This is a genomic window from Candidatus Endoriftia persephonae (assembly GCF_023733635.1).
Classification (GTDB): Bacteria; Pseudomonadota; Gammaproteobacteria; order Chromatiales; family Chromatiaceae; genus Endoriftia; species Endoriftia persephonae.
In genome coordinates this window covers 1,709,104-1,735,679 of record NZ_CP090569.1, presented here as the reverse complement: position 1 = coordinate 1,735,679, position 26,576 = coordinate 1,709,104, and the positions used below count along the sequence as shown (strand labels likewise).

At 59.7% G+C, this 26,576-nt stretch carries 19 protein-coding genes; 8 read left to right on the top strand and 11 right to left on the bottom strand.

All coding sequences use genetic code 11. From position 1 onward, the window contains the following. Positions 1–3,510, bottom strand: a complete 3,510-nt coding sequence (gene smc / locus L0Y14_RS07775) for a chromosome segregation protein SMC (RefSeq protein ID WP_006474451.1) — start codon at positions 3,508–3,510, stop codon at positions 1–3. A gap of 173 nt (positions 3,511–3,683) precedes the next feature. Between smc and queF the strand changes: the two genes are divergently transcribed. Next, entirely contained in the window at positions 3,684–4,073 is a 390-nt protein-coding gene (gene queF, locus L0Y14_RS07770) for a preQ(1) synthase (RefSeq protein ID WP_005964673.1), read from the top strand. Continuing rightward, positions 4,036–5,358: an FGGY-family carbohydrate kinase gene (locus tag L0Y14_RS07765; protein WP_050799361.1), complete on the top strand. Its 1,323-nt coding sequence runs from the start codon at positions 4,036–4,038 to the stop codon at positions 5,356–5,358. Before queF ends, L0Y14_RS07765 begins: the two co-directional genes overlap by 38 nt. A 111-nt stretch (positions 5,359–5,469) precedes the next feature. Here L0Y14_RS07765 and L0Y14_RS07760 read toward each other — a convergent pair whose 3' ends face one another. Next, complete coding sequence (locus L0Y14_RS07760) at positions 5,470–6,732, bottom strand: hypothetical protein (RefSeq protein WP_006474453.1); 1,263 nt, start codon at positions 6,730–6,732, stop codon at positions 5,470–5,472. Positions 6,733–6,956: 224 nt separating this feature from the next. Here L0Y14_RS07760 and greB point away from each other — a divergent pair, with 224 nt between their 5' ends. Continuing rightward, the gene (gene greB, locus L0Y14_RS07755; protein ID WP_005965220.1) at positions 6,957–7,451 is read left to right on the top strand and encodes a transcription elongation factor GreB; all 495 of its coding nucleotides are present in this window, start codon (positions 6,957–6,959) and stop codon (positions 7,449–7,451) included. Between the two features lie 58 nt (positions 7,452–7,509). Here the strand turns inward: greB and L0Y14_RS07750 are convergent, their stop codons facing one another. From L0Y14_RS07750 to soxX, 5 genes are all read right to left on the bottom strand, one after another. After that, positions 7,510–8,517 (bottom strand): MmgE/PrpD family protein, encoded by a 1,008-nt coding sequence (locus L0Y14_RS07750; RefSeq protein ID WP_006474454.1) that lies wholly within the window; start codon positions 8,515–8,517, stop codon positions 7,510–7,512. Positions 8,518–8,623: 106 nt separating this feature from the next. Continuing rightward, positions 8,624–9,289 (bottom strand): rhodanese-like domain-containing protein, encoded by a 666-nt coding sequence (locus L0Y14_RS07745; RefSeq protein WP_040819320.1) that lies wholly within the window; start codon positions 9,287–9,289, stop codon positions 8,624–8,626. Between the two features lie 30 nt (positions 9,290–9,319). Then, positions 9,320–9,667, bottom strand: a complete 348-nt coding sequence (locus L0Y14_RS07740) for a SoxXA-binding protein (RefSeq protein WP_251859296.1) — start codon at positions 9,665–9,667, stop codon at positions 9,320–9,322. 51 nt (positions 9,668–9,718) lie between these two features. Then, positions 9,719–10,558 (bottom strand): sulfur oxidation c-type cytochrome SoxA, encoded by an 840-nt coding sequence (gene soxA, locus L0Y14_RS07735; RefSeq protein ID WP_006474457.1) that lies wholly within the window; start codon positions 10,556–10,558, stop codon positions 9,719–9,721. Between the two features lie 27 nt (positions 10,559–10,585). Continuing rightward, on the bottom strand, positions 10,586–10,957 hold the full coding sequence (gene soxX / locus L0Y14_RS07730; protein ID WP_050798764.1) for a sulfur oxidation c-type cytochrome SoxX: 372 nt from the start codon (positions 10,955–10,957) through the stop codon (positions 10,586–10,588). Positions 10,958–11,398: 441 nt separating this feature from the next. Between soxX and L0Y14_RS07725 the strand changes: the two genes are divergently transcribed. Continuing rightward, positions 11,399–13,204 (top strand): adenosylcobalamin-dependent ribonucleoside-diphosphate reductase, encoded by a 1,806-nt coding sequence (locus tag L0Y14_RS07725; RefSeq protein ID WP_006474459.1) that lies wholly within the window; start codon positions 11,399–11,401, stop codon positions 13,202–13,204. Between the two features lie 105 nt (positions 13,205–13,309). Further along, positions 13,310–13,876 (top strand): elongation factor P-like protein EfpL, encoded by a 567-nt coding sequence (gene efpL, locus L0Y14_RS07720; RefSeq protein WP_005965230.1) that lies wholly within the window; start codon positions 13,310–13,312, stop codon positions 13,874–13,876. 32 nt (positions 13,877–13,908) lie between these two features. Here the strand turns inward: efpL and L0Y14_RS07715 are convergent, their stop codons facing one another. Further along, positions 13,909–14,565 (bottom strand): thiopurine S-methyltransferase, encoded by a 657-nt coding sequence (locus tag L0Y14_RS07715; RefSeq protein ID WP_006474461.1) that lies wholly within the window; start codon positions 14,563–14,565, stop codon positions 13,909–13,911. A gap of 31 nt (positions 14,566–14,596) precedes the next feature. Continuing rightward, positions 14,597–15,697 carry a mechanosensitive ion channel family protein gene (locus L0Y14_RS07710; protein WP_005965234.1) on the bottom strand — a complete coding sequence of 367 codons (1,101 nt, stop codon included), beginning with the start codon at positions 15,695–15,697 and terminating at the stop codon, positions 14,597–14,599. A gap of 187 nt (positions 15,698–15,884) precedes the next feature. On the opposite strand from L0Y14_RS07710, the gene L0Y14_RS07705 reads away from it, so the two are divergent. Genes L0Y14_RS07705 through sdhB form a run of 3 tightly spaced genes read left to right on the top strand, consistent with a single transcriptional unit; the run spans position 15,885 to position 19,164 of the window. After that, a complete protein-coding gene (locus L0Y14_RS07705) occupies positions 15,885–16,532 on the top strand; it encodes a succinate dehydrogenase/fumarate reductase transmembrane subunit (RefSeq protein WP_005965237.1) in 648 nt (215 codons plus the stop codon). Continuing rightward, positions 16,529–18,415 (top strand): succinate dehydrogenase (quinone) flavoprotein subunit, encoded by a 1,887-nt coding sequence (gene sdhA, locus L0Y14_RS07700; protein WP_040819323.1) that lies wholly within the window; start codon positions 16,529–16,531, stop codon positions 18,413–18,415. The genes L0Y14_RS07705 and sdhA overlap by 4 nt, the downstream gene beginning before the upstream one ends. Further along, positions 18,412–19,164 carry a succinate dehydrogenase iron-sulfur subunit gene (gene sdhB, locus L0Y14_RS07695; protein ID WP_005965241.1) on the top strand — a complete coding sequence of 251 codons (753 nt, stop codon included), beginning with the start codon at positions 18,412–18,414 and terminating at the stop codon, positions 19,162–19,164. Before sdhA ends, sdhB begins: the two co-directional genes overlap by 4 nt. 40 nt (positions 19,165–19,204) lie before the next feature. Here sdhB and L0Y14_RS07690 read toward each other — a convergent pair whose 3' ends face one another. Next, entirely contained in the window at positions 19,205–24,994 is a 5,790-nt protein-coding gene (locus L0Y14_RS07690) for a tandem-95 repeat protein (protein WP_251859295.1), read from the bottom strand. Continuing rightward, positions 24,885–26,246, bottom strand: a complete 1,362-nt coding sequence (locus tag L0Y14_RS07685; RefSeq protein ID WP_240991738.1) for an Ig domain-containing protein — start codon at positions 26,244–26,246, stop codon at positions 24,885–24,887. The genes L0Y14_RS07690 and L0Y14_RS07685 overlap by 110 nt, the downstream gene beginning before the upstream one ends. Positions 26,247–26,576: the final 330 nt, after the last annotated feature.

Here is a 26,576-nt window from a genome sequence, read left to right as displayed (position 1 = left end):
TCAAACGGCTGTCAGCTGCGCCGCCTCCTCTACATCAACGGTTACCAGACGTGACACCCCAGGCTCATGCATGGTGACACCAGAGAGTTGGTTGGCGATCTCCATGGTGATCTTGTTGTGGGTGATAAAGATAAACTGCACTTTGTCCGACATCGCCTTCACCATCTGGCAAAAGCGCCCCACGTTGGCATCATCCAACGGCGCATCCACCTCGTCGAGCATGCAGAAAGGGGCCGGATTGAGCTGGAAGATGGCAAACACCATTGCCACCGCGGTGAGCGCCTTTTCCCCGCCTGAGAGCAGCTGAATGCTGGAGTTGCGCTTGCCCGGTGGGCGCGCCATTACGGTGACACCGGTATCGAGCAAATCTTCGCCGGTCAGCTCCAGATAGGCGTGGCCGCCACCGAACAAGCGTGGAAACAGCTCCTTGATGCCGTCATTGACCTTGTCGAAGGTCTCTTTAAAGCGGGTGCGGGTCTCGCGGTCGATCTTACGGATAGCGCCCTCCAGGGTATCTAAGGCGCTGCTGATGTCGGCATGCTGCTCATCCAGGTAGGCGAGCCGCTCCGACTGCTCCTTGAACTCATCGATCGCGGCCAGATTGATCGCACCGAGTCGCTGGATGCGGTTGGCCAGCTTTTCCAGCCGCTCACGCCAGACGCCCTCAGCAGCCTCTTCCGGCATCTCCCGGAACAGCGCCTCGGCGGTTTGGTCGGTCTCGCGCAGCTGCTCCTCCAGCGTTTTGCAGCGTACTAGTACCTCTTGGCGTTGCAGACGACCCTGATCGAGTTCGCTGCGGCGCGTCTGTACCGCCTGCTCGATGCGCTGGCGCTGCTGCTCCAGTTCACGCAGCTCCTGGTCGACCCGCTCTAGGCTGGCACGCACCTCACTCAGCTCCTTTTCCACCGCCAGCCGCTGTACCAGTTTCTCCTCCAGCGCCTCGCCCTGCTGCTCCAGCGGGGTTTCGGCTGCGGCCAGGGTGCCTCTGAGCTCCTCGCGGCGTTGTGCCAGGTGATCCAACTGTGAACTCATGCGCTGCAGATTCTGCTGTAGCGACTGTTGTGCGGTGCGCATCGACTGGATCTGCAGTGCGGCCTGGTGGCTCTGGGCGCGCTGCTGATTAAGCCGGTCACGCAGCTGGGTCAGCGCCTCGCGCAACCCGTCGCGCTCCACCACCAGTGACTCGCGGCGGTTGCCCAGGGTCTCGATCGACTCCAGCGCACTGTGCAGCCGTTGCCGGGTCAGCTCCAGCTCTTCACGATCTGTCTCGATCTGCTGCAGGATCTCCTGCTGCTCGCGATGCAGTTGCTCACGGCGCTGGTTGATGTGCTCGGCACGGGTACGCTTGCCGCTCAATGCCGAGGCGATCCCGGAGAGCGTGCGGTTAATCTCGTTAAAACTGGACTGCAGCTGTTCACGCTGCTGTTCGATCCGTTGTAGCTCGCTACTGCCCTGTTCGCTCTGCTCGGCCAGCTCGGCTGCGTTTGCCTCCCCCTGCTCGAGCAGCTGACTCAAGCGCCGCAGCTCCTCTTCCCGGGCCAGTACCCCGGTGCTTTCATCCTCCTCACGGGTGAGACGGATCCAGTTTGGTCCAAGCCAGGCCCCTTCCGGGGTGATCACTGATTCACCACTGCGCAGACCGCGACGCATCATCAAGGCGGTATCAAGGTCCTCTGCCAGACGCACCCCGCCGAGCAGGTTCTGCAACGGCCAGGGAGAGCGGATGCGCCCCAGCAGGCTGTCGCCCGGCGGCTCCGGCGCATCGGGCGGTACCGAAGTCTGATCGAGCAGGCTCAAGGCACCCTGCTGCAGCCCCGCCAATGCCTCTTTCAAATCGTCGAGGTTCTCCACACAGACCGCCTGCAGGTGGAATCCCAATACGATCTCCACTGCCCGCTGCCAACGCGACTCTACCTCCAACTGCTCCGCGAGACGGGCCGCTCTACTCAGATGACTCTGCTCCAGCCACTCGGAGAGCGCGTCTCCCTGCTTGCCCAAGGCGGCCTGCTGCAACGCCTCGAGTGAGGCGCGCCGCCCCTTGTCGCCCTGCAGTTGCGCGCGGACTTCGTCGAGCCGCTGCGCCAGCTGGCGATTGGCGTCGCGTTGCTCGCCGATCTGCTGCATGGTCTGGTCCAGCTGCTCCTGTACCACCTCGGCGCGGGCCTGCTGCTCCTGCTGCTGCCGCTCAAAGTCAGCGATCTCCTGCTGCAGCGGCCCTTCATCGAGGCCCGCCAGCTCTTCGTCGAAGCGTTGCAGTCGACGTACCTGATCCCGCTCGCGCTGCTCCAGGTTGTTGATCCGAGTGCGCTCCACCTGGGCGCTCTGGGCCGGCTCCGCCGCCTGCTGGTTGAACGCCTCCCACTGCGACTGCCAGGCGTTCATCGCCTCCTCGGCAGTGGCCACGGCAAGCGCAGCCTCCTCTTCCAGCGCCTGCGCCTCCTCCAGCCGCGGCTCTTCCCGCAGCAGATTTTCGTTGAGCTCTTCGAGTCGCGACTGGTCCTGGGCCCGATGCGCCTCCGACTCTTGCCAGGTCTGCTCCACCTGCTCCAGATCCTGCTGCTGCTGACGACGCGCGTCACGGGCAAACTGGATCGACTGCTCCAGGCCGTTGATCTCGGCGCCGATGGCGTAGAAGCACCCCTGTACCTCATTAAACAGGTCGTTCGCCTCGGTGTGCTGTTCGCGGTGGGCCTCGATGCCCGCCTCCAGCCGGCGTTGCTCGGTGAGTGCCTGTTCGAGCCGGTTCTCCATCTCGGCGATGGAGCGGTCACGTTGCTGCAGCTCTTCATCGAGGCTGCGCCAGCGCAGTGCCAGCAGTTCTGCCTTGAGCTGGCGCTCTTCCGCCTTGTAGCTCTGATACTTCTCTGCGGTGGCCGCTTGGCGTTGCAAGTGTTGCAGCTGTTTCGCCACCTCGCCGCGCAGATCCTCCAGCCGCTCCAGGTTCTCCCGGGTATGGCGGATGCGGTTTTCGGTGTCGCGCCGCCGCTCCTTGTATTTGGAGATGCCAGCGGCCTCTTCGAGATAGACCCGCAGCTGCTCCGGGCGCGCCTCGATCAGTCGTGAGATCATGCCCTGTTCGATGATCGAGTAGCTGCGCGGCCCCAAGCCGGTGCCGAGGAACAGGTCGGTGATGTCGCGGCGACGACAGCGGGTGCCGTTGAGATAGTAGTTCGACTGGCCGTCCCGCGAGACCTGGCGCTTCACCGAGATCTGGTTGTATTGGGCATACTGCCCGCCGGCGCGGCCCTCGGCATTGTCGAACAACAATTCGATGGTGGCGGTGCCAACTGGCTTGCGGGAGCTGGAGCCGTTGAAGATCACATCCGCCATCGATTCGCCGCGCAGCATCTTGGCGGAGCTTTCGCCCATCACCCAGCGCACCGCATCGATAACATTGGATTTGCCGCAGCCATTGGGCCCGACAATGCCCACCAGGTTGCTTGGCATCGGCACGGTAGTCGGGTCAACAAATGATTTGAACCCGGCGAGTTTGATTTTCTCCAGTCGCATGGGCGGCTAAGATACACTAATCCCAGCCGCTGATACAGGCTTGTACAGCCTGCCAGGCTGTCAATTCATTATTCATATCCAACTGTTTTTTATAGATATTTTCCCATTACTTCTGACACCGGCCGGAGTTTCGTATAATCTCCGCCGATTCTTAACCGAGGCGACAAACCGAGATGCCGAGCCAACCGAGCAAACAGCTGGAAACCTTCGACAATCCGCAACCGGAGCGCGACTACACGATCCGCATCCGGGTGCCTGAATTCACCTGTCTCTGCCCCAAGACCGGTCAACCTGACTTTGCCGAGCTGACCCTTGAATATGTGGCCGACCAACTCTGCGTGGAGCTGAAATCGCTGAAGATGTATGTCTGGTCGTTTCGTGATGAGGGGGCCTTCCACGAAGCCGTCACCAACCACATTTTGGAGGATCTGGTGAAAGCGACCCGACCGCGCTTTATGCGTCTGACCGCCGACTTCAACGTGCGCGGCGGCGTCTATACGACGGTGGTTGCGGAGCACAGGGCCGATGGCTGGGAGCCGCCGATTGCCGTTCAGCTCCCCTGAGATCGACGCCCCCTGCTACATTGGCATCGACCTTGGCACCTCCGGCTGCCGGGGCATTGCCATCGATGGCCAGCGTCGGGTGGTGGCGGAGACCGCGGTGGACCTGTCCTCTCCCTTACACCCTTTTGCAGCCGCCAGCGAACAGGATCCAGAACTCTGGTGGCAGGCTAGCCTTGAGGTTCTGCTGGTGCTGCGGGAGCGGCTCGATAAGCATAGCATCCGCTCCATCGCAGTGGATGGCACCTCCGCCACCCTACTGCTCGCCGATCCGGCGGGCCGGCCGCTCACCCCTGCGCTGATGTATAACGACAGCCGCAGCCGGGCGGAGCTTCCCCGGATTGCGGCTGTCGCCCCGGCCTCGAGCCCGGTGCATAGCGCCTCATCAAGCCTCGCTAAACTGCTGCATCTGCAGCGGAAGATCGGCGATCAGCCCTTCCTCGCCCTGCATCAGGCCGACTGGATTCTTGGCCGGCTCTGCGACCGATTTGGCATCAGTGACGCCAACAACTGCCTGAAGCTGGGTTTTGATCCGCAGACAAGGGAATGGCCGGAGTGGCTGGAGCGGTTAGATGTACCGTTCGATGCCCTGCCGCAGGTCCGTCAGCCGGGCGAGATTGCCGGGCGACTCAGCGATGATACGGCTCAGGCCACCGGCATCCCCGGTTGTTGCCGCCTGGTCAGCGGCACCACCGACAGCAATGCCGCGACACTGGCCGCAGGTGCATCAGAGATCGGCGATGCGGTAACCTCACTCGGCAGCACCCTGGTATTAAAGATCCTCTCCGAGCGGCCGGTTTCTGCACCAGAGTATGGCGTCTACAGCCACCGGCTGGGGGATCATTGGCTGGTTGGCGGGGCCTCCAACAGCGGCGGCGCGGTCTGTGCCGCCCACTTCAGCCAGGAGCAGATGGGGCAGCTCAGCGAGGCGCTCAATTTCGCCCAGCCCACCGGGCTCGACTACTATCCGCTGCTCCAGCCTGGCGAGCGGTTTCCGCTCAACGACCCGGAGAAGCCAGCCCATCTCAGCCCTCGACCTGAGCAGGATCTGCGCTTCTTTCAGGGGATTCTGGAGGGCATCACCCGCATCGAGGTGGAGGGATATGCGCTGCTGCAGCGCCTGGGGGCTCCTCCACCAAAGCGGATCTTCTCGATCGGTGGTGGTGCCGCCAATCAACCCTGGCTGGCGTTTCGCGAGCAGCAACTGGGGGTACCGGTGATTCGCTCTGCGCAGCAGCAGGCCGCCTATGGCACTGCCTTGCTGGCGCTACGGGGGGTAACAGGTTGATCATGGGAAGTTAGTCCCGCCAAAAACGCCAATAGCAACGAACTAGCCTCGCCAGAGTGACCCACTCCTCGCATGTTTTGCGTCATTTGCGGATAAAATTTTGGATGATTATTAAGGAATCATGCGGTCCTGGGGATTGATTGGGCGTTTTGCCAAATTCTGGAGGGCCGCATCATCGCGGATTGATCTGGCACCCGTTCCCAATGTCAGATTGGCGCACCAGTCCTCTCCTACCACCATCGACTGAGGCATACCCACGATTGTTGCAAAGAAGACTGACCAATCGGTGGCGCCGGGCAGGATTGATTCGGCGGCGAACTCGGCCCGACCCTTAACTGATTCAGCAGCAATCCGGTTGCGCTCGCCCCAGCCGACCAGATAGTCCTCACAAACAGGCTCTTCTGCCGCCGGTTTGCCAGCGAAAGCGATATCCATATCGATGTCGTCGTAGTGTTTCATGAGAGCGGCCTCAAACAGCATCGCTAGATCCTCATATTGGGTGTAGTAGCTATAGAGGTGGTTGGCGCCATCATTCTGTAGTAAGGCGCCGGCGTAGTCGGCCTCCATCTGCTGTTGTGTCTGGTCGGCGGTCTGTCCGTCATAGAGTACGCTGGCGATACTATCCAGCTCCTGTGACACTAACGGCTGTTGGCGATAGAGACGATTGGAGAGCCAGTCGTTCTCAACACTGCGGATCGTCTCATAGACCGAGATGCTGGGATTGAGGCTGGCGATCCGGTCCGGCGGGGCGAAGTCGGCGGCGTGGGCCAGTTCATGGTAGAGCAGACGCGATAGTGGCAGTCTGATGTCGTCCAGGGTGCGCTCTTCTGTGCCATTCAGGTCATAGCTCTCGTAGGCATAGCTACTGCCGCTGACATAACGCCAGAGGTAGTCGAAACTCAGATCGGCGCCAAAATCGGTGCGATAGTCCTCCTGTTTGGAGATGTCGGCCTTCTCCGCATTGGTCAGCCACAGATAGGCCGGATCGAGATAGATCGCCGCGGTACTGGTGCGGTAGTGGGAGGGGCGGATGTCGCTGTCGATGACGATGGCAGTGACTGAACGAAACAGCTTCAGTGTCTCCACCGGGAGCAGCGCTAGCGCCGCCTCGAAACGCTGCCCCATCCACTGGTGCGAAACGAGAACCCGCTCCATGATGGTGGCAATATCGGGGTTGTCGCTCTGCTGACCGATCAGCGGCAGCTCGCTGAGCAGGCAGGATGAAAGGATCGTGTCGATATCCACACACCCCTTCAGTACCGAGCTGTAGCGGCCTGCTGTCTGGTAGGGGATGATGTCCGACAGGTCGCCACTGTTGGTGACCACCGCCTCGCCGCTGCTGCCGCCGCACCCGGCAGTCATCAGCACGATCATCGATATTGCTAAAGCTCTAATCCGCATCCTTATTCTATTCATCCTGAGATTCTTGCCTGAGGTTCACGACGAAATCATCTGGCAGTTTATCCCATAGGGTGGTTAATGATTGGTGACAAATCCGCACTCTTCGGTACGGCGTCACCACAGATGAGGATGATTACTCAAAAACCACCGCGAATCCCTTAAAATGCCCTCTGGAGATCAACCAGAAACTGAGATCGATGGGAAGATACCGCCCCCCTGCCCCGCCCAAATCCCCCTATATCACCTCTGATGGCCATCAGCGCCTGCTTGCCGAGGAGCAGGGGCTCTGGAAACGTCGGCGGGAGGTAGTGAAGGCGCTCTCTGCAGCGGCAGCGGAGGGGGACCGTTCGGAAAACGCAGAGTATATCTATCGCAAGAAGGAGTTGCGGGAGATCGACCGGCGCATCCGCTATCTACAGAAGCGTATCCCCGAGCTAAAGGTGGTCGAACAGCCCCCCAGCAACCGCCAGCAAGTCTTCTTTGCCGCTTGGGTGACCCTTGAAGATGAGCAGGGCGTGACGCATCGCTACCGGATTGTTGGCCCTGATGAGATCGACCATCAGGCCGACTATATCAGCATGGATTCACCACTGGCGCGGGGGCTGATGAAACGTTCGCTGGATGATGAGGTGGAGATCGCAGTGCCCGGCGGGATAACCGCTTACTGCATCATCGCTATCGAATACAGTTAGGGAGCCTCTGAACAAGTCTGGACGCAAGATACGAGTTTATGACTTGTTCAGAGGCTCCTTAGATCACCAGCATCTCAATAAACTGATCGACCGATGTTGTCTCCAGATCCCCAATATTGAGGCAGAGATTGTAGATTCCACACGCCCGGCGTTCGGCAAAACGCAGCTTCAGTGCCTTCCAGAATTGGTTTTCAATCTCTGCAACCAGCCTCTGCCGCTGTCCACCGGAGGAGAGCAGTTCATCCATCACCTGACTGGCGTAGGCCTGTTGGCGCTTGATCGGAGCGCCGCCCAAAAGTGCATCCTGAAAACCCCATTTAGGACAACTCAGCACCTGCGGAATGCCCTGTTCCCCCCGCTCTACCAGCATCGCCAACTGCAGGCCGCGACTGACTGCATCAGCTGCGGCCCACCCTTGCCGAGTGCTGTTGCTAGTGCTGTGCCGATCGACCTGCAACGAGGCCCCGTCAGCCCAGGCCAGGGATAAGGCATCGACCACCTGGCGATGATCGAGACCAAGCATGGTCGCGCTGACCGCAGCTGTGGCCAGCTTCAGCAGGCAGACCGGATCTAGCCCCTGCTCACTGATGGGGTCGTCCTGCGCGAGCACGCCTTGGATCTCCATCGCCTTGACCTGGCGATGAAGCAGGTCTTCAATTATTTTCGGTGCCTTGGCCACAGCCACGGCGTTGCGACTCTGATAGTCGCCAAGGCTGAGAATCGGCCCAAGACAGGCAAGACTACCGCCGCCAGCGCAGATCTGTTCGTCACCCGCCCAATCCACCAGAAGAGCAATATCCCAGGCCGCTTTTACCGGGTCGAGTTCAAAGCGGGTGCCGGGCACTCGGGCAGCATGGGGCACCAAGGTGCCCGGCACCACCGGCCCCAGCAGTTTTGCTGCCTCAGGGTCTCGCGGTGCATTCAACGCCGCCGCCAGCCCCGCCATCAGGCAGATACGGGCGTTATCCAGGGCACGGGCGGAGGTGATTTGATAGTGGCAGACATAATCAGCGATATCGACCAGCAGCTGATCTGCCTGCAGGCTTTGGGCTGAAGATGATGGCATTCATGCACTCCCTGTGTTCAGCGGCAAACTCGCATGCGCATACGCCGGACAGAAAAAAACCCGACCGACAGAGCCGGTCGGGTCGCTTTTTCCAGCCGGATCCCTATCAGTGATTGGCAGTGGTCAAACCAGCACTGACCCAATCCTGCATGCCACCACGGTACCATTTCAGTTTGTAGGTCGGGTAACCGAGGCGAATCAGGGTCTTGATGTTGTTGCCAGACTGCGGACACCAGAGACCATTGCAGAAGAGCACCAGAGTCTTGGCATTGCGGAAGTCCCATTGGCCATTGCTCAGATGGGCACCAAACTGATCCTTCAGAATTGTAGCGAGCGTTTCTGCCTCAGCATCGACCGCGAAGGTGCCGGCCATGTCAACACTGATCAGGTTCCAGGGGATATTCACCGAACCGGGGATGGTGCCGCGGGCAAGCCACTCCGGGCTGCGAGAATCGACTACCAACACGGTCCTATCACCGCTACCGATCCGCTTAAGATAGCCGAGCAGCTCCAGCTCTCCTATAGTCTCCACCCCCTGGGCGACCGTTATTGGCTGCACACAGAATGGTGGGCAATGACGGCCATTCTTAGCGTAGGTAGCTGGAATGACCGAATTTTTATCGCCGGTTCGCTCGATCTTGACTAGCTTAGTTTTGTGCTGAACCTCCACAGACTCCAGGCCAGCACTGATGTGGGTGCCCGAATCAGCCAGGGCGAGGTCCGAGAGAGTAAGCCCCAGGGCGAGTGTCACGAATGACTTGGCATGTTTCATTATGCATTTCCTCCTGCAGGAAGCCTGTTATCAATACTTCAGGTAAGACGGCATTTTCAGTTCCTTTTGGGAAACTGCCTGCTGATAACCCAGTTCACCTTGGCGTTTGGCCTTCTTAGCGAGTTTCATTGCCTTAGCATAGTCACCCTTTTCGACCGCCTTCTTGGCCTTCTTCAACATTTTGCCGATGTCGCGCCACTCGCCCTCAACGCCGGCCGCTTTCTTGCGTGCCTTGTCAGCGGCTGCGATTGCCGCCTTGGCCTCGGCAGCCGTACCAGCCGCCATGTCACCTTTCGGGGCACTGGCTGTCGCACACCCCACCAGCGCGAGCAGTGCCGAGGCGAAGATTACTCTAGCGAAGATTTGCTTCTGCATCATCCCACTCCGATTTTTTTCTGTTGCTTGCTTTCGCATCTATCAAACCTCTAATCACTTACGTGCGCCGGGGCCATTTAGTGGCAGACCGTTGCTCATGTAGGTGAGGAAGTACTCCAGGTTGCGATACTGCTCACCCTGCGCCTTGAAGGGCTTGGCACGCACCTGCTTGTTACAACCGGTGAAACGACGGTGCAAAGTACCGACGGTGCCCCACTTGGAACGATAGACCGGAAAGTGAGTGGTGTGACCCAATGCAGGGCTCAGCACATCGGAGCGGATGTTCATGCCGGCATTTTGGAGGTGGCAGTGAGCGCAAGAGAAGTTCAATTGACCTCGGCGAGTGTAGTAGAACTTCTTGCCCTTCTCATAGGCCTCAAGCGCCTTAGGATCATCCTTGGGGATCACTACATTGGTGACCTGCCCGCGAGACTCGTAGGCTATATAAGAAAGGATATCGTTGATCGGACCCTTCTTATACTTCAGCGGCTTCTCGCCGTTCGCCTTGCGGCACTCATTAAGCGCCAGAGCCAAGGTCATCACCATACCCTTCTTTTTATCCCAGTGCGGATAGTCGCCCTTGATGCCAGGACCTTTGGGAAAGCAGTCCTTGTAGCCTTTTCCATTGGCAAAAGGGGTATTCCACATCTCTTCACCAGCATCGATGAAGGGTTCATATGGGGGAAACTCCTCGATCGCCTCCCAACTCTCGCGGCCTATCTTGTCGATGGCATAGACACCATTGACATACTCTTCAGTCGGCACGCCGGGGAAACGCCATTTGAAGTGGTTCTGAAACGCCTTCAGATCTTCTTCGGGGCTGGCCGCCTGCACAGAGAATGCGACACTACCTGTAATCGTCAGCGCGGCCATCGTTTTTAACAGTTTGATCATAATCACTATTCCTCCGAACTGGGCCGCTTACAAAGACCAGATAAAATCGACGATCTTGTCGATCTCTGCAGCCGACAGGGCCTCATATTTGCCGAAAGCAGGCATCGGTGACTCTGGGTTCTTAACCGTCGCATCCCAGATCTGGTCATGCAGATCCTTCTTGTTGGGGTAACGGGCCTTCATCGCCAGTAGCGGCGGACCGATATTGCCGGCAGCCTTACCGCCTTCGATCAGGTGACAGGCAAGGCAGTTGCCTTTCTTGCGGTTGAAGGCAAGTTTTTTGCCCTCTTCCATTGCGCTGGCTGCGCCTGCAGCCATGGCTGGAGCCGTAACCAGGGATGCTGCCAACACAGCAGCGATACTGGCAATACCAACCACTTTTCTGCTTCTATCTAACATTATTTCCTCCAGGGAAAGGTGGAATCCAATGCGTCTCACCAATCTGATGCGGGATGTTTTTTCTGCTCGCACCATCAAAATGAAACGCCAACCTCTGCCTCTAGATGGGCACTTTTTATGGCTGCGCTAAATTCTCTTCCCTTCACTCAAAAGAAAACAGTGGAAGATATGTGAATCGGTACTAGGGTTTACCACAATAGCAACATGAAAAACCTCCGTAATTCCTTACGGAACAGCAAGTTATCAAGAAGTCTATTACCAGATTCTAAACAAGAAACGGTCTCATACGGGCAGGAGAGAGGTGTGTTTTCTGCGCCAACACTCCACACCAATCGCTAGCTTTCAGTGGTGGATCAATGGCACTTCGCTACAACCGGCAGCGATCGAAAAAAATGGTTCACACTTGTCTATGAGGCTACCACCTAGTTCAGGAGAGTACCGATGGAGCCGATACCGGTTTCACAGATCATCTGGCAGACCCGCTATCGCCAATCGGGGGAGCAGACCATTGAGCAAAGTTGGCGCCGGCTGGCTCACGCCCTCGCCACGGTAGAGGCCGACAAAAAATCGCTCTGGCAACAGCGCTTCTTTCAGATACTCAATGGCTATCGTTTCCTGCCCGGCGGTCGAATCCTGGCAGGTGCTGGCAGCGTCACACCCAGCAATTTGTTCAATTGCTTTGTCATGGGAGAGCTGGATGGCGACCTCGATCCGCTCTTCAATGCGCTTAAAGAGAGCGCCCTGACCCTGCAGCAGGAAGGTGGCATCGGCCTCGATTTTTCGACCCTGCCACCGGCGGGTCTTCGGCCCAGGCGCTCCACCCAATTCACGGCGGGTCCGGTTGCGCTACTGCAGCTATGGGATAGCATGAGCCAGGCCATCAGCGCCAACGCCCTTCGCCGCGGCGCGATGATGGGGGCCCTGCGCTGCGACCATCCTGACATCCGCACCTTTATCGAGGCCAAGTGCCAGCCTGGGGCGCTACCCCATTTCAACCTATCAGTGCTGATCTCCGATGCCTTTATGCAGGCGGTCGAACAGGATCAGAGCTGGCCGCTGCTGTTTCCGCTACAGGGGCTGAGTGAAACCGTTGCCGAGTCGCACCAGGAGAGGCTGGAGTGCAACTGGCCCGGCAGCGAACGCCCCCAGCGTTGCGTCGTGATAGAGCGACTGCCGGCACGACAACTCTGGCAGCAACTGCTGCACGCCAGCTATGAAAACGCCGAGCCCGGCGTGCTCTTCATCGACCGGATGCAACAAGAGGACAATCTAGCCTGGTGCCAGCAGATTGTCGTTTGCAACCCCTGCGGTGAGATCCCCCTGCCCCATTACGGGGCCTGCAACCTGGGATCGATCAACCTCAGCCGCTGTGTCTTGCATCCCTTCAGCTCCGAGGCAGCGTTTGATTTTGAGGGGATTCAGCGCCTGAGCACCACTGCTGTCCGGCTACTCGACAACGTGATCGATCTGTCAGCCTACCCCCTGCCGCAACAACGTCAGCAGGCCCGCGCCAGCCGCCGCATCGGCCTTGGCATCACCGGCCTGGCTAATGCCCTGATCATGCTCGGGCTCGACTATCGCAGCGAGGCGGCCCGGGCGATGGCCAGCCGCGTTATGCAGACCATCTGTCACAGCGCCTATCTTGCCTCGACCGAACTGGCGGCAGAGCGGGGTGCATTCCCTCTGTTCGAGCGCGACGCCTATCTCGCCTCCCCCTTTATCCGCCGCCTGCCGGCAGAGATCCGCGACGCCATCGCCCGCCAGGGGATCCGCAACAGCCACCTTACGGCCATCGCCCCAGCCGGCAGTATTAGTCTGCTAGCGGGTAACACATCCAGCGGCATCGAACCGATTTTTGCGCTGACCCAAAGGCGTTTGATCCGCGGTGCGGATGGCCGGCAAGCGTGGCACGAATTGCCGGATTATGCGGCTCAGCAATGGCAAAAACAGCAAGGTGGCCAGCCCTTGCCATGTCAGTTTGCCACTGCCGATGAGATCACCCCTAACGCACAGCTGGCGATGCAGGCTGCCCTGCAGCCCTATGTGGATCAAGCGATTTCAAAAACGATCAATCTGCCGGAGAGGCTCAATTTCGATGATTTTGCCTCGATCTATGAAGAGGCATGGCGATCGGGGCTAAAGGGCTGCACCTGTTATCGTCCAAACCGCCTGCGAGGGCAGATCCTGAAGCCACAACACACTACCCTGCCCCGCTGCTGCAATGAAGGCGGCACAGCTGCCAGCTAGTCTCTCTCTCCCCCATCCCACCTCTGGTCTTTCCAACAGGATACGGCTGCGTGGTGGCCGATCGCTGTTATAATCGCCGCCCAAACTGGCTAACAGGAGAGGCCCGTGCCCAAGGCAAGCGAATTAAAAAAAGGTGCCATTGTAGAGATCAACGGTGCACCCCATGCGGTGCGTCAGGTGGAGGCGAAGAGCCCTTCTTCCCGTGGTGCCTCAACCCTCTATAAGATCCGCTTCACCAACCTGCAGACAGGACAGAAGCTGGATGAGTCATTGAGAGGGGACAATTTCTTCAAGGAGGCGGACTGCATCCGCAAACCGGTGCAGTTCTCCTACAAGGATGGTGAGACCTTCATCTTCATGGATCTGGAGGACTACAGTCAGCACGGTCTCAATCCCGAAGAGCTGGAGGGACAGGCTGGCTATCTCTACGAGGGTCTGGAGGATATCACCGCGCTGCTGGTGGATGGCAAGCTGCTTGGTATCGAGCTGCCCCAGTCGGTGACCCTGGAGATCGTCGACACCGCTCCCGGCATCAAGGGCGCCACCGCCACCGGCCGTACCAAACCGGCGACCCTCTCCACCGGGCTGGAGGTCCAGGTGCCCGAGTACCTAGAGCCAGGCGAGCGGATCAAGGTCAACACCACCGCCGGAAAGTTCATCTCCCGAGCTTGATTGGAAGTAACACGATCCGCCGCGGAATGACTTCAACGCGGCGAGAGCCGATAGACCCGTTCCAACAGATGTTGCAGCCCCTTCTGGCGGAACCTCGGACTCTCATCGATAGTGTCGATCATATATAGAGTTTCAACAGCAAACCGCTCCCCGTAGAGTGCTTCCACCTCCTCTGGATGCACCGCGAACGGCGGCCCGTCCATGAGGGACTGGTCATACTCCAGAGCCACCAACAGGGTCTCCATGCCTTGAGGCATCAACGCGTTGAGATGGGCAGCATAGACCGACCGCATCTCCGCCGGCAACGCGACTAGCGAGGCCCGGTCGAAGACCGCCACACACCCCTCCAGCATCGCCGCCGACAGCGCAAAAAAGTCACCGCAGAGGATGGTGATGCCATCGCACTCCCATCGTTCAAAGGGAGCCTGTTGCGAGACTTCCGGGGTCAGCCCGTTCTCCTCAAAAAATGCCGCGACGGCGAGATGGCTGATCTCTACCCCCAATACCGAATGTCCCTGGGCCCGCAACCAGAGCAGATCACGACTCTTGCCGCAGAGCGGCACAAACACCTGCGCCCCCTGCTCTAGTCCAAGCTGCGGCCAGAACGCCTGCAAATGGCTGTTGATCTCGGTCTGGTGAAAACCGATCTGCTGCTGCTCCCAGCGGGCGAGCCAGAATGCTGCATCCATTGATGCCTCCAAAATATGTGGTGTGAGTGGGTCAGCCCTCGCGAGTCCCCTGTTGCAGGACCACCCCGTCAGGAATATGCAGCGTCGAAGTGGGAAAGGCCGCTTCCGCCCCCTGGGATTCGATGATATCCAGTACCTTGAGCAGCACATCCTCTTTTACCTCATGGAAATGGACCCAATCGGTGGTTTTGGTAAAGGTGTAGATAAAAAAGTCGAGGGATGAGGGGGCAAATTCGTTGAAGTTGACGATCAGGGTCTGGTCGCTGGCGATCTCCGGATGGGCGCGCAGCATCGCCTTTATCTCCTGGATAATCACTCGCATCTTGCCCGCATCGGCGTAGCGGATACCGACAGTCTCATAGATCCGCCGGTAGCTCATGCGGGAGGGGTTTTCCACTGCGATCGAGGCGAACACTGAGTTGGGCACGTAGAGCGGGCGCTTGTCGAAGGTGCGGATCTGGGTCAGACGCCAACCGATCTTCTCCACTGTGCCCTCGATTTTCCGATCGGGGGAGCGGATCCAGTCACCGCGGCTGAAGGGGCGATCCAGATAGATCATCATACCGCCGAAGAAATTGGCGAGCAGATCCTTGGCGGCGAAACCCACCGCGATGCCGCCGATGCCGCCGAAGGCGAGCACCCCGGAGACGGAGAAACCGAGAGTCTGCAGCATGACCAGTGCGGCGGTGATCCATACCGAAGCGCGCAGCAGGCGCACAACCGCCTCTATCACCGTGTGGTCCACCTCCCTGCCCTCAGCTTCGCGGTGCTCTACATAGCGCAGCTCCACCTGCTGCAGAAAGTTCACCAAAAACCAGGCTAGGCAGAAGATTACACCGATGTTGCGCAGGGGCTCGGCAAGCTCGAACAGAGCGGCACCGGTCTCCTCCCGCACCACATAGGCGGCGAAGGTGATGCCGAGGGTCCAGATCAACATTCCCAGCGGCTTGCGCATGGCATGCAGCAGGGCGTCATCCCAGGGGTTACGGGTCCGCTCCAGGGTTCTGGCCATGCGGTTCAACAGACGGCGTTGAACCAGGTCTAGCACCAAGGCAGCGAAGATCACCAGAAAGACCTGGACCACCCAGCCCTTCTGGCTGCTCCAAGCGGCGATTTCCGTCAACGATTCCATCAGTTTACCTCGGTAGCGGTTTCAACGATGCCTGAGATTGTTATGATCGAATCATCCCAGTCAACCGTTTCGTTCACATAGGATCCAGCGAAAAATGTTCATTGAGTTGATATCGATCCATGCAATGACTGCTGCTTGCCAGTAGCATCCAGCATATCGGACTGGGAACCTTCTTGAGAACCGGAAGTTGAGCCACTCGATCAACAACCGTCACTTTCTACTGCGCCGTCTGCACTCGCTGTTTGGCGTGGCGCCGCTCGGTTTTTTCCTGATGTTCCATCTGTGGGAGAACTCCCAGTCGCGCTTCGGCGCGGAACACTACAACGAGAAAGTAGTGGGGTTCCTGCAGGGGATGAACTACCTGCCGTTTATCGAGATCGGACTGATCACCCTGCCCCTGCTGTTTCACTCTCTCTACGGCCTGTTGATCACCAGCGAGATGCGACCCCAGCCACAGCGTTATCCGCTGCTGCACAACCGGCTCTATCTGCTGCAGCGCATCTCCGGCATCGGCATCCTGCTGTTTCTGCTGCTGCATCTGGGCGGCACCCGCTTTCAGACCCTTGCGAACCCGAGCCTGAGCGCCGATCTGTTCGGGCATCTGCAGACGCTGCTGCTACAGCCTTGGATTTTATGGCTCTATATTATCGGCCTGCTGCTTTCGGTGTTTCATCTGGCCAACGGCCTCTGGGGGTTCTGCATTACCTGGGGTATCACCACCTCACCAGCGGCCCAACGGCGCGCCTTTATCCTCTTCATGGGAGTTGGCCTGCTGCTTGCCGCTATCGGCCTGCACGGCATCTGGGGGTTTATCCATCCGGCGGTTAGCCTATGAGAGCGCAGCGCAGGGTGATCGTCGTGGGCGGTGGCCTGGGTGGACTCTGGGCGGCCCTGACCTTGGCGGAGCACGGCGTGCAGGTCGATCTCTTCTCCCTGTTCGAGGTAAAGCGCTCCCACTCCGCCTGTGCCCAGGGGGGGATCAACGCGGTGCTCGACAGCAAGGGCGAACATGATTCAATCGAGCAACACATCCTCGACACCATCAAGGGCGGTGCCTATCTGGCCAATCAGCCGCCTATCAAGAGCCTCTGCGAGGCGGCCCCCGGCCTGATCCGCACCTTCGAGCGCATGGGGGTGACCTTCTCCCGTACCCCGGAGGGGCTGATGGATCTGCGCCTGTTTGGCGGAGTGAAGAAACGCCGCACCTGCTTCGCCGGCGCCAGCACCGGTCAGCAGCTACTCTACGGGGTCGACGAGCAGGTACGCGCTCAGGAAGTAGCCGGCCGCATCCGCAAGCATGAGTGGTGGGAGTTTCTCTCCCTGGTGAAAGACCCTGATGACAACTGCCGCGGCATCGTCGCCATGGACCTACGCAGCCTGGATGTGGTCAGCTTCCGTGCCGATGCGGTGATCCTTGCCACCGGCGGGCTGGGGCTGATCTATGGCCGCTCCACCAACTCCACCAACTCCACCGGGGCGGCAGCGAGCCGTGTCTATCAGCAGGGGGCGCACTTCGCCAACGGCGAGTTCATCCAGTTCCACCCCACTACCATGCTGGGCGAGGACAAGACCCGTCTGATGAGTGAGGCGGCCCGCGGCGAAGGAGGACGGATTTGGGTACCCAAAGATCTGCACGATAAGCGCATGCCAAACGACATCCCCGAGTCAGCCCGCTGGTATTTTCTGGAGGAGTGGTACCCAAGCTACGGCAACACCGTGCCGCGGGATGTGGCCTCCCGGGCGATCTGGAAGCTGGTGCGAGAACTAGGCTACGGCATCGGCGGTGAGGACGCAGTCTATCTCGACCTGACCCATCTTGACCCCGACTTCATCGAGACCCGGCTCGGCGCAATTCTCGACATCTACCGCAAGTTCCAGGGAGTCGATCCGGTCAAAGAGCCGATGAAGATCTTCCCCGGTATTCACTACTCGATGGGCGGTCTCTGGATCGATTTCGAAACAGATGCAACCAGCGGCGGCATACGCTGGGACAGCCCGCGCAACCACGCCACCAACATCCCCGGCCTCTACGCCTGTGGCGAGTGCGACTACGGCTACCATGGTGCCAACCGACTCGGCGCCAACTCGCTGCTCTCCGCCTCCTACAGTGGCCAGGTGGCTGGTGAGGCGGTAGCCAGCTATCTGCAGGGAATTGAATCGGGATGCGATACCGTCGATGAGGCCCACTACAGCGCAGAGCAACAGCGGCAGACTGAGATCAACCAGCAACTGATGCGGGCCAACGGCCCAGAAAACCCCTACGCCCTACACCGGGAGCTAGGCATGATCATGGCCACCCATGTCAACGTGGTGCGCGACAATCCCGGCCTCGACCAGGCAGCCGAGGCGCTACAGAAACTTGAGGCGCGTTTCTGGAAGCTCTGTCTCGGTGAGCGCAGCGGCTGGGCCAACCAGAGCCTGGTCTACGCTCGCCAGGTGCACGACATGATCGTACTCGGGCGGGTCATCACTGCCGGCGCCCGGGCTCGTGACGAGTCCCGCGGCTCCCACTACAAGCCGGCCTTCAACCTTGAGATTCCGCAGGGCAAGTTCCCCGGCGACCCGGAGTTTGAAGCCTATCGCAAGGCCTGGAAAGAGAACAACGACAACTGGCTCAAGACCACCATTGCCGAGCACAACAGTGCGGGGCCGCGCATCAGCTATGAGGCGGTGGATCTCAGCATCATCGCCCCAGAAGAGCCGAGGGACTATCGATGAAAGCCCCCATTCGGTTGCAGATCGAACGTCGCGACAACCCACAGTCGGCGCCCTACTGGCAGGGATTTGAGATCCCCTGGCGGCCGGGGCACAACCTGGTCTCAGTGCTGATGGTGATCCGCGAAAACCCGGTCACCACCGATGGCCAACTGGTGGAGCCGGTAGTCTGGGAGCACAACTGCATGGAGGAGGTGTGCGGTGCCTGCAGCATGCTGATCAACGGCACGCCGCGCCAGGCCTGTTCCGCCTTGGTGGATGAGCTGGAACAGCCGATCCGGCTACAGCCATTGAGCAAGTTTCCTGTGGTGCGGGATCTGTTGGTGGATCGCAGCCGCATCTTCGACAGCCTCAAACAGGTCAAGGCCTGGGTGCCCCTGGATGGCCCCTACGACATCCACGAACGGGCACCGCGCATCTCGCCCCAGCAGTGGCTCAACAGCTACGCCTACAGTCGCTGCATGAGCTGCGGCTGCTGCCTGGAGGCCTGCCCCCAGTATGGCGAACAGAGTGCCTTCCTCGGCCCTGCCGCACTGGTTCAAGTCCAGCACAAAAACCGACACCCCACCGGGCGCTACAGCAAGACCGAACGGCTGCATGTAATCATGGGAGACGGGGGCCTGAGCGACTGTGGCAACGCCCAGGTCTGTCTCTCAGTTTGCCCCAAGCGGATACCTATCACCACCGCCATCGGCGAGCTGGGACGGGATCTCTCAAGGCAATTGCTGATCGACCTGTTGGGGAAAGGCTGAGCTGCGCCATCCCGATCCCTTAGGCTGCCAGCCTGAAAAATCAGCCCCTCCGCCGCCGGGGTTGCACTGCCGGTAGCAATAGCAGCAGCAACCCAAACAGCGGGCCGATGCTGCCACCACCACCGCTCTCGCCACCACTGCTAGTCGATTGCGTACTGGTGCCTTCCTCAGCCACTGCCAGCCCCACCGGGTCGCGGATCACACCTACGGCTGGATCCCGGTCCCAGCCATCGTTGTCAGTTAGCTCGAGGGTGAGGGTGTGTGCGGCGTGGTCGATGGTGGCGTATGGGTAGTCCTGCCACTGATTATTGGTGTCGAGCTTTCGCACCACCGCATCAGCGGGCAGGTCGACCTCTTCAGGAAAGCTGAACACCACCCTGGCGCTGCCATTGGGGGCCTCGACGCTGAAGTCGAAGATGCCCAGCGGGAAGCGATGCCGGTTATCTTCGACGCCCTGTTCCTCATTGAGGATCGGCAGGCCAGTTTCCCCACTGCTGTGCGCGATCAGGCGCTGCCCGTCACTCGATGCGATTGTGATCGCCTGCCCCTGCAACGCTGGCAGGCCCAGCCTCTCAGCCGTCGGTGCGGGGATCCGAAAAGCGAGGCTGGTCGAATCCTGGGAGGCCTCCAAGCCTACCTCCAAAGCATCGATGATGCCGTCGCCGTCTCGGTCACTGGGATGTTCAGGATCGCCCAACTCCTGGGCATCTGGCACCCCATCCGCGTCGGAATCAGCATTCTCAGCGGCAGGATCGAGCCCCTGCTGCTGCGCCTGCTCATCACTCAGGCCATCACCGTTGGCATCCGCTATCTCTGCCGAATTGACGGTAATCTTTAGATCCAGCGTGTTGCTAGCGCCAGCAGTGTCGCTCACCCTGACCTGCAGGGTCTCGCTGCCGACCTGACTGGCAGTGAAGCTCATCTGATTGGCATCGAGTTCGACCTTACCAAGACGACTCTCGGTGATGGTGAAGCTGTGTTCATCATCCAGATCAGCATCCCGCACTACAAAGCGGATCCGGCGGCTCTCACCCTGTTTCAGTACCAGGCCGTTGATGCCTCGTTGCAGCAGCGGCCTGTCATTCACGGCCTTGATGCTGATTTTGACCGTAGCCACAGCACTCTCCAGCCTGCCATCGCTGACCTTGAAGCTGAAGCTGTCGCGGCCATTCAGATTAGCCTTCGGCGTGTAGCTGAACTCACCGCTGCTGCTATCGAGTCGCAGACTGCCCTTGGTGGGGTGACTCATCAGCCTGTAGCTGAGTGCATCCCCATCGGCATCGCTGGCTACCAAGGTGCCCTGAATCGCACCATCTTCATCTATTTCAAGCGATGCGGCTGAGGCAAGCGGGGCATCGTTGACCGAGTTGATATGAATCTCAACCTGGGCGATCTCGGAATCGAGCTGCCCATCATTAACCTTGAAGCTGAAACTATCATCACCATTGGCATGCGCTGCCGGGGTATAGCTGAACTTGCCGGTGGCGCCATTGAGGCTCAGCACCCCTTTGGCAGGCTCAGCGACAAGAGTGTAGAGGAGCCTGTCTCCATCGGCGTCGCTGGCCTGCAGTCTGCCACTGGCCACACCATCCTCAACGAGATTCAACCTGGCGCCGCTCACTGTCGGGCGGTCGTTGATCGATCGGATATCGATACGGACAGTCGCGGGGCTGGAGTCCAGCATGCCGTCATTCACCTTGAAGCTAAAGCTGTCCGAAGCATGCAGGTTAGGCGACGGTGTGAAGGTGAATGCACCGCTCTGCTCATCCAGCGCAAGGTTGCCCGTGCTGGGTGGCGTCAGGATGATAAAGCGCAGTGGATCTCCATCGGGATCACTGGCAATCAGCGTGCCCACTAGCGGTCTGTCCTCATCGGTAGTCAGGCTGGCGCTAGTGGCACTCGGCATATCGTTTTCGATACCGATCAGGATCCGGAAGGTGATGCTGTCGACTGCCCCATTGGGGTCGATCACGCGCACCTGAAGCTCATCCGTGCCATTCACATCCGGATCAGGCGTATAGCGCACCAGGCCACTCGCATCGATAGTAGCGCTTCCCTGCCCCGGCGGGGTCTGAATCGACCAGCTCAGCGCGTCACCATCCACGTCGCTGGCGCTCAAAGCCAAGCTCAGCGGAGTATCTTCAGCGGTTGCAATGGTGGTCTGTTCACCCAGAGTGATCTGCGGCGCATCGTTCACCGGGCTGATGGTGATGGCAATCTCGGCAGGCTCAGACTCCACCTCGCCATCGCTCACCACAAACGCGAAGCTGTCACTGCCATGGGCATCAGCTGTCGGGGTGTAGGTGAAGGCGCCGGTTTCGGCAACCAAAGTCACACTACCCAGGGTGGGCTGGCGGCTGATGCGGTAGCTCAGGGCCTCGCTGTCGATGTCCGTCCCGCTCAGGGTGCCACTGGCCGGCTGGTCTTCATCGGTGGTGAGGCTCGCGCCGCTGACAGTGGGCGCATCGTTGACCGCGGTAATGGTGACATCGATGGTGATGCGGTCGCTCAAGCTGCCGTCACTCACCTCGACCACGAACTGGGCGGTCCCACTGGCATCAGCGGCGGGGGTATAGCTCACCAGACCATCAGCATCGACACTGGCGTTGCCCTGCTCAGGCGGGATTGGGAGCGACCAGCTCAGCGCATCACCGTCCACATCAGTGGCACTCAGATTCAGGCTTGCTGGGGTATCCTCACTGGCGGGCATATTGAGCTGCTCACCCTGAACGATCTGCGGCGCATCGTTTACCGGGTTGATGGTGATGGCAATCTCGGCAGGCTCAGACTCCACCTCGCCATCGCTCACCACAAACGCAAAGCTGTCACTGCCATGAGCATCAGCTGTCGGGGTGTAGGTGAAGGCCCCGGTTTCGGCAACCAAAGTCACACTACCCAGGGTGGGCTGGCGGCTAATGCGGTAGCTCAGGGCCTCGCTGTCGATGTCCGTCCCGCTCAGGGTGCCACTGGCCGGCTGGTCTTCGTCGGTGGTGAGGCTCGCGCCGCTGACAGTGGGCGCATCGTTGACCGCGGTAATGGTGACATCGATGGTGATGCGGTCGCTCAAGCTGCCGTCACTCACCTCGACCACGAACTGGGCGGTCCCACTGGCATCAGCGGCGGGGGTATAGCTCACCAGACCATCAGCATCGACACTGGCGTTGCCCTGCTCAGGCGGGATTGGGAGCGACCAGCTCAGCGCATCACCGTCCACATCAGTGGCGCTCAGATTCAGGCTTGCTGGGGTATCCTCACTGGCGGGCATATTGAGCTGCTCACCCTGAACGATCTGCGGCGCATCGTTTACCGGGTTGATGGTGATGGCAATCTCGGCAGGCTCAGACTCCACCTCGCCATCGCTCACCACAAACGCAAAGCTGTCACTGCCATGAGCATCAGCTGTCGGGGTGTAGGTGAAGGCCCCGGTTTCGGCAACCAAAGTCACACTACCCAGGGTGGGCTGGCGGCTAATGCGGTAGCTCAGGGCCTCGCTGTCGATGTCCGTCCCGCTCAGGGTGCCACTGGCCGGCTGGTCTTCGTCGGTGGTGAGGCTCGCGCCGCTGACAGTGGGCGCATCGTTGACCGCGGTAATGGTGACATCGATGGTGATGCGGTCGCTCAAGCTGCCGTCACTCACCTCGACCACGAACTGGGCGGTCCCACTGGCATCAGCGGCGGGGGTATAGCTCACCAGACCATCAGCATCGACACTGGCGTTGCCCTGCTCAGGCGGGATTGGGAGCGACCAGCTCAGCGCATCACCGTCCACATCAGTGGCGCTCAGGTTCAGGCTTGCTGGGGTATCCTCGCTGGCGGGCATATCGAGCTGCTCGCCCTGAACGATCTGCGGCGCATCGTTTACCGGGTTGATGGTGATGGCAATCTCGGCAGGCTCAGATTCCACCTCGCCATTGCTCACCACAAACGCAAAGCTGTCACTGCCATGAGCATCGGCTGTCGGGGTGTAGGTGAAGGCCCCGGTTTCGGCAACCAAAGTCACACTACCCAGGGTGGGCTGTCGGCTGATACGGTAGCTCAGTGCCTCGCTGTCGATATCCGTCCCGCTCAGGGTGCCACTGGCCGGCTGGTCTTCATCGGTGGTGAGGCTAGCGCCGCTGACAGTGGGTGCATCATTGACCGCGGTAATGGTGACATCGATGGTGATGCGGTCGCTCAAGCTGCCGTCACTCACCTCGACCACGAACTGGGCGGTCCCACTGGCATCAGCGGCGGGGGTATAGCTCACCAGACCATCAGCATCGACACTGGCGTTGCCCTGCTCAGGCGGGATTGGGAGCGACCAGCTCAGCGCATCACCGTCCACATCAGTGGCGCTCAGATTCAGGCTTGCTGGGGTATCCTCACTGGCGGGCATATTGAGCTGCTCACCCTGAACGATCTGCGGCGCATCGTTTACCGAGGTGATGGTGAGGCTGACAGTGGCGATGCCGGACTCCTTCTCGCCGTCGTCGGCCTTGAAGGTGAAGCTGTCGCTGCCGTGCTCATTGAGCGCCGGGGTGTAGATGAAGGCGCCAGTGCTGGGATTCAGCTCCAGGGTTCCCATGCTCGGTGCAGTGAGCAGATGGTAGTTGAGCTGCTCATTGTCGACATCTTCCACATCGAGGCTGGCGCTGACAGGCTGGTCCTCATCGGTAGTCACGCTGCTGTTGCGCGCCACCGGGGGATCGTTGAACGGGATGATGGTGAGCGCGGCGCTGGCGCTGACGCCCCCTGAAGCTGCCGTCAGGGTGAACTCACCGACCGTTTCAGCTTGAAAGTAGCCGCTTTGGTTGAGCGTGCCGCCTCCGGTCAATGACCAGCTATAGGTCTCCATGATCGGGTCACCATACTGATCTGTGCCTTGGGCATCGAACTGACGGGTGCCCCCCACCTCAACCAGCAGTGTGGTCGGGGTTAGGCTCAGAGTGGCCAGTGCCGGCGCATCACCAGTGGTGACCGCCAACATGGCTTCCGTGCTCTCATTGCCCCAAGCGTCGTAGGCGATAACCCAGTAGTCGTAGAGCGTAGCCGGGCTGAGTACCTGGTCCAGATAGCTGGTCTCCTGAATATCCGCAATCTCTATCGCGTCGCGAAAGATACGGTAGCCGGCCACCCCGGTGTTGTCCGTGGAGGCATCCCAGCTCAGCTGGATGCGATCCGACTTGATCGGGGTCGCACTGAGATTCGTCGGTTCACTGGGCGGATCGACATCCTCCTCCGCCGCCACCTCGATGGTAAGGGTTGCACTGTCAGTGGCGCCCTGGTCATCGGTAACGGTGAGGGTCGCGTTGTAGAGGCCGGGGCTCTCGAAGATGTGGAGCGGATCTGCATCACTGGAGCTGTTGCCATCACCGAAGTTCCACAGATAGCTCTCGATGGTGCCATCGGTGTCGATGGAGCCGCTGCTGCTGAAGCCCACATCCATCGGGATGGCACCAAGCGTGCGGCTGGCTGAGATTTGCGCCTGCGGGCGTCGGTTGGCGTAGACCAGCATCAGGTCGTCGAAGCGCAGCGCGCTGGTCTGGTTCAGGTCGGATTTCCTGTCGCTGTAGGCACCGACGATCAGGCTGTGCTCGCCCATCGCCAGGTTACCTAGGTTGATCTCAACGCTGTGCCACTGATCGGTCTGCGCATTGTCACCCGCCTGCTGTTGGGCGAGAAAATCATCACTGCCCAGACCGACCAGTTCGCCGTCGAGGTTCAGCATCAGCTGAACCAGCTCATTCCCCGCATAGAAGGTGCTCTGACTCAGCTTGTAGCGGAATGAGAGGATCAGCTCGGTGGGTACATCCACTGGTGCCGCCGGCAGGCTGCCAGATGCCGGCAGCATAGACTGGCTGGCTGGTGCCTCGGAAGCTGTCGTCCTGATAGACGAAGCCGTCGTTACCGCTATCGAAGCGCGCCTCCAACAGGGTCGATTCCGGGTCACTGAGCTTGATCGAGAGATCGCGTCTGGCACTGTTACCATTGGCATCCACCACCTCGATGGTAAAGAGGTAGAGGCCATCGTCGATGGGCAGGCCGCTGATGACACCATCGGCCAGCAGCAAACCGGGCGGCAGCGCACCATCCACCAGATGCCAGCTGTAGGGCTTGGCGCCACCATAGGCGCTCAGGCTAGCACTGTAGTTCTCCAGCACGTTGCCGTCTGGCAGGCTGCTGCTGGTGAGCAGGACCGCGGCGGGGATGATCGGCAGCCGCTCGACGATGCGTCGCTGAATCTCGCGGATGTCACCCATCACCGCGCCATCCGGCGCCATGATCAGATCCTCGATCTCAGCAATCTCCTCATGCGTATAGGGATTGCTGATAATCGAGCTTTCGTAGCTACTGTCTTTGAAGGCTTCATGGATGTAGGGATCATCGATGCTGAACGGGATAAACGGCCCATAGTTGCTCGGGCCGGCGGTGATCCAGATCAGGCGATGGTTCGGCACTGTCATGCTGCCCCAGATCGAGGTCGGATTGTGCATGTGCCAGATGTGAGCGAGATCGCGCACCTCAAACAGATTCGGATCACCTCGACTCCAGTTATCCATGTTGTTGACTTCGCTCCAGAAGCCGATCTCCTTAAAACCCACCAGGTAGAAGGGGTCATCCGGACCCAACTCATTGATACCGTTGCTGCGAATGTAGGCGGTGCGCATCCCGCCATTACGGGAAGGCCCGGTCTGCAATACCGTGTTGGGGATCGCCTCCGGTGCGATCAGCTCCGCCATTTCCTCGAAGTCGGAACCCAGGGCAGCGGCATGCTCACGCACCTCACGGTCGTCCGGGCCGCCGGTGCCACCGGCATTTTGGGTGTTCCAGGTGAGGCCTGCATCGTTCAGGCAGGAGTGGAATTGCCTCGGCCCGTCATCGGGAGGCCCGATACAGATGAAGCCGTGTTCGTAAGTGTAGGGTCCAAACTGGCTGCCACGCGCCGGGCTGCCCGGCGGCATGTAGACAATGGTGTTGGGCTGTCCTCCCTGGGCGGCCTTGACGATGACCGGGGTGGAACTGTCGGTATAGGTCACTCCAGGTCCCAGAGGGCCTGTCATCGCCGCCATGGTGGTTGCATGACTCTCAATAGAAATACTCAAGAGAACCGCTGCGAAAAGAATCGGGGCAAAAATCTGCCGCTGAAAAGTGCTCCATGCCATGCTCGATCACCCGGTTAATCGTTGATTTTTTCTTCCTTTTTTCTGCGAATTAAAATTACTTTTTCCGACAAACTGATCAACTAGGATGATTTGGCGCCGTGATAAGGCTCACGCTTAGCAGATAAATGGCATATTTGTTGCTGAAATCTTCCGGCGTCCTCTGGCATACTGTATGCCCGTTTAGAAAAACACAGACCTTTTTTCGCCCCACCTGCCACGTCTCCATCTGCGCAGCGAGCTGCTGAAGAGGCCCCTGAGCACTACACAGCA

Coding starts and splice junctions, on each gene's coding strand:
- smc (WP_006474451.1), bottom strand. CDS start 3,510: ATGCGACTGGAGAAAATCAAACTCGCCGGGTTCAAATCATTTGTTGAC.
- queF (WP_005964673.1), top strand. CDS start 3,684: ATGCCGAGCCAACCGAGCAAACAGCTGGAAACCTTCGACAATCCGCAA.
- L0Y14_RS07765 (WP_050799361.1), top strand. CDS start 4,036: ATGGCTGGGAGCCGCCGATTGCCGTTCAGCTCCCCTGAGATCGACGCC.
- L0Y14_RS07760 (WP_006474453.1), bottom strand. CDS start 6,732: ATGATCGTGCTGATGACTGCCGGGTGCGGCGGCAGCAGCGGCGAGGCG.
- greB (WP_005965220.1), top strand. CDS start 6,957: ATGGGAAGATACCGCCCCCCTGCCCCGCCCAAATCCCCCTATATCACC.
- L0Y14_RS07750 (WP_006474454.1), bottom strand. CDS start 8,517: ATGCCATCATCTTCAGCCCAAAGCCTGCAGGCAGATCAGCTGCTGGTC.
- L0Y14_RS07745 (WP_040819320.1), bottom strand. CDS start 9,289: ATGAAACATGCCAAGTCATTCGTGACACTCGCCCTGGGGCTTACTCTC.
- L0Y14_RS07740 (WP_251859296.1), bottom strand. CDS start 9,667: ATGATGCAGAAGCAAATCTTCGCTAGAGTAATCTTCGCCTCGGCACTG.
- soxA (WP_006474457.1), bottom strand. CDS start 10,558: ATGATCAAACTGTTAAAAACGATGGCCGCGCTGACGATTACAGGTAGT.
- soxX (WP_050798764.1), bottom strand. CDS start 10,957: ATGTTAGATAGAAGCAGAAAAGTGGTTGGTATTGCCAGTATCGCTGCT.
- L0Y14_RS07725 (WP_006474459.1), top strand. CDS start 11,399: ATGGAGCCGATACCGGTTTCACAGATCATCTGGCAGACCCGCTATCGC.
- L0Y14_RS07715 (WP_006474461.1), bottom strand. CDS start 14,565: ATGGATGCAGCATTCTGGCTCGCCCGCTGGGAGCAGCAGCAGATCGGT.
- L0Y14_RS07710 (WP_005965234.1), bottom strand. CDS start 15,697: ATGGAATCGTTGACGGAAATCGCCGCTTGGAGCAGCCAGAAGGGCTGG.
- sdhA (WP_040819323.1), top strand. CDS start 16,529: ATGAGAGCGCAGCGCAGGGTGATCGTCGTGGGCGGTGGCCTGGGTGGA.
- sdhB (WP_005965241.1), top strand. CDS start 18,412: ATGAAAGCCCCCATTCGGTTGCAGATCGAACGTCGCGACAACCCACAG.
- L0Y14_RS07690 (WP_251859295.1), bottom strand. CDS start 24,994: ATGCTGCCGGCATCTGGCAGCCTGCCGGCGGCACCAGTGGATGTACCC.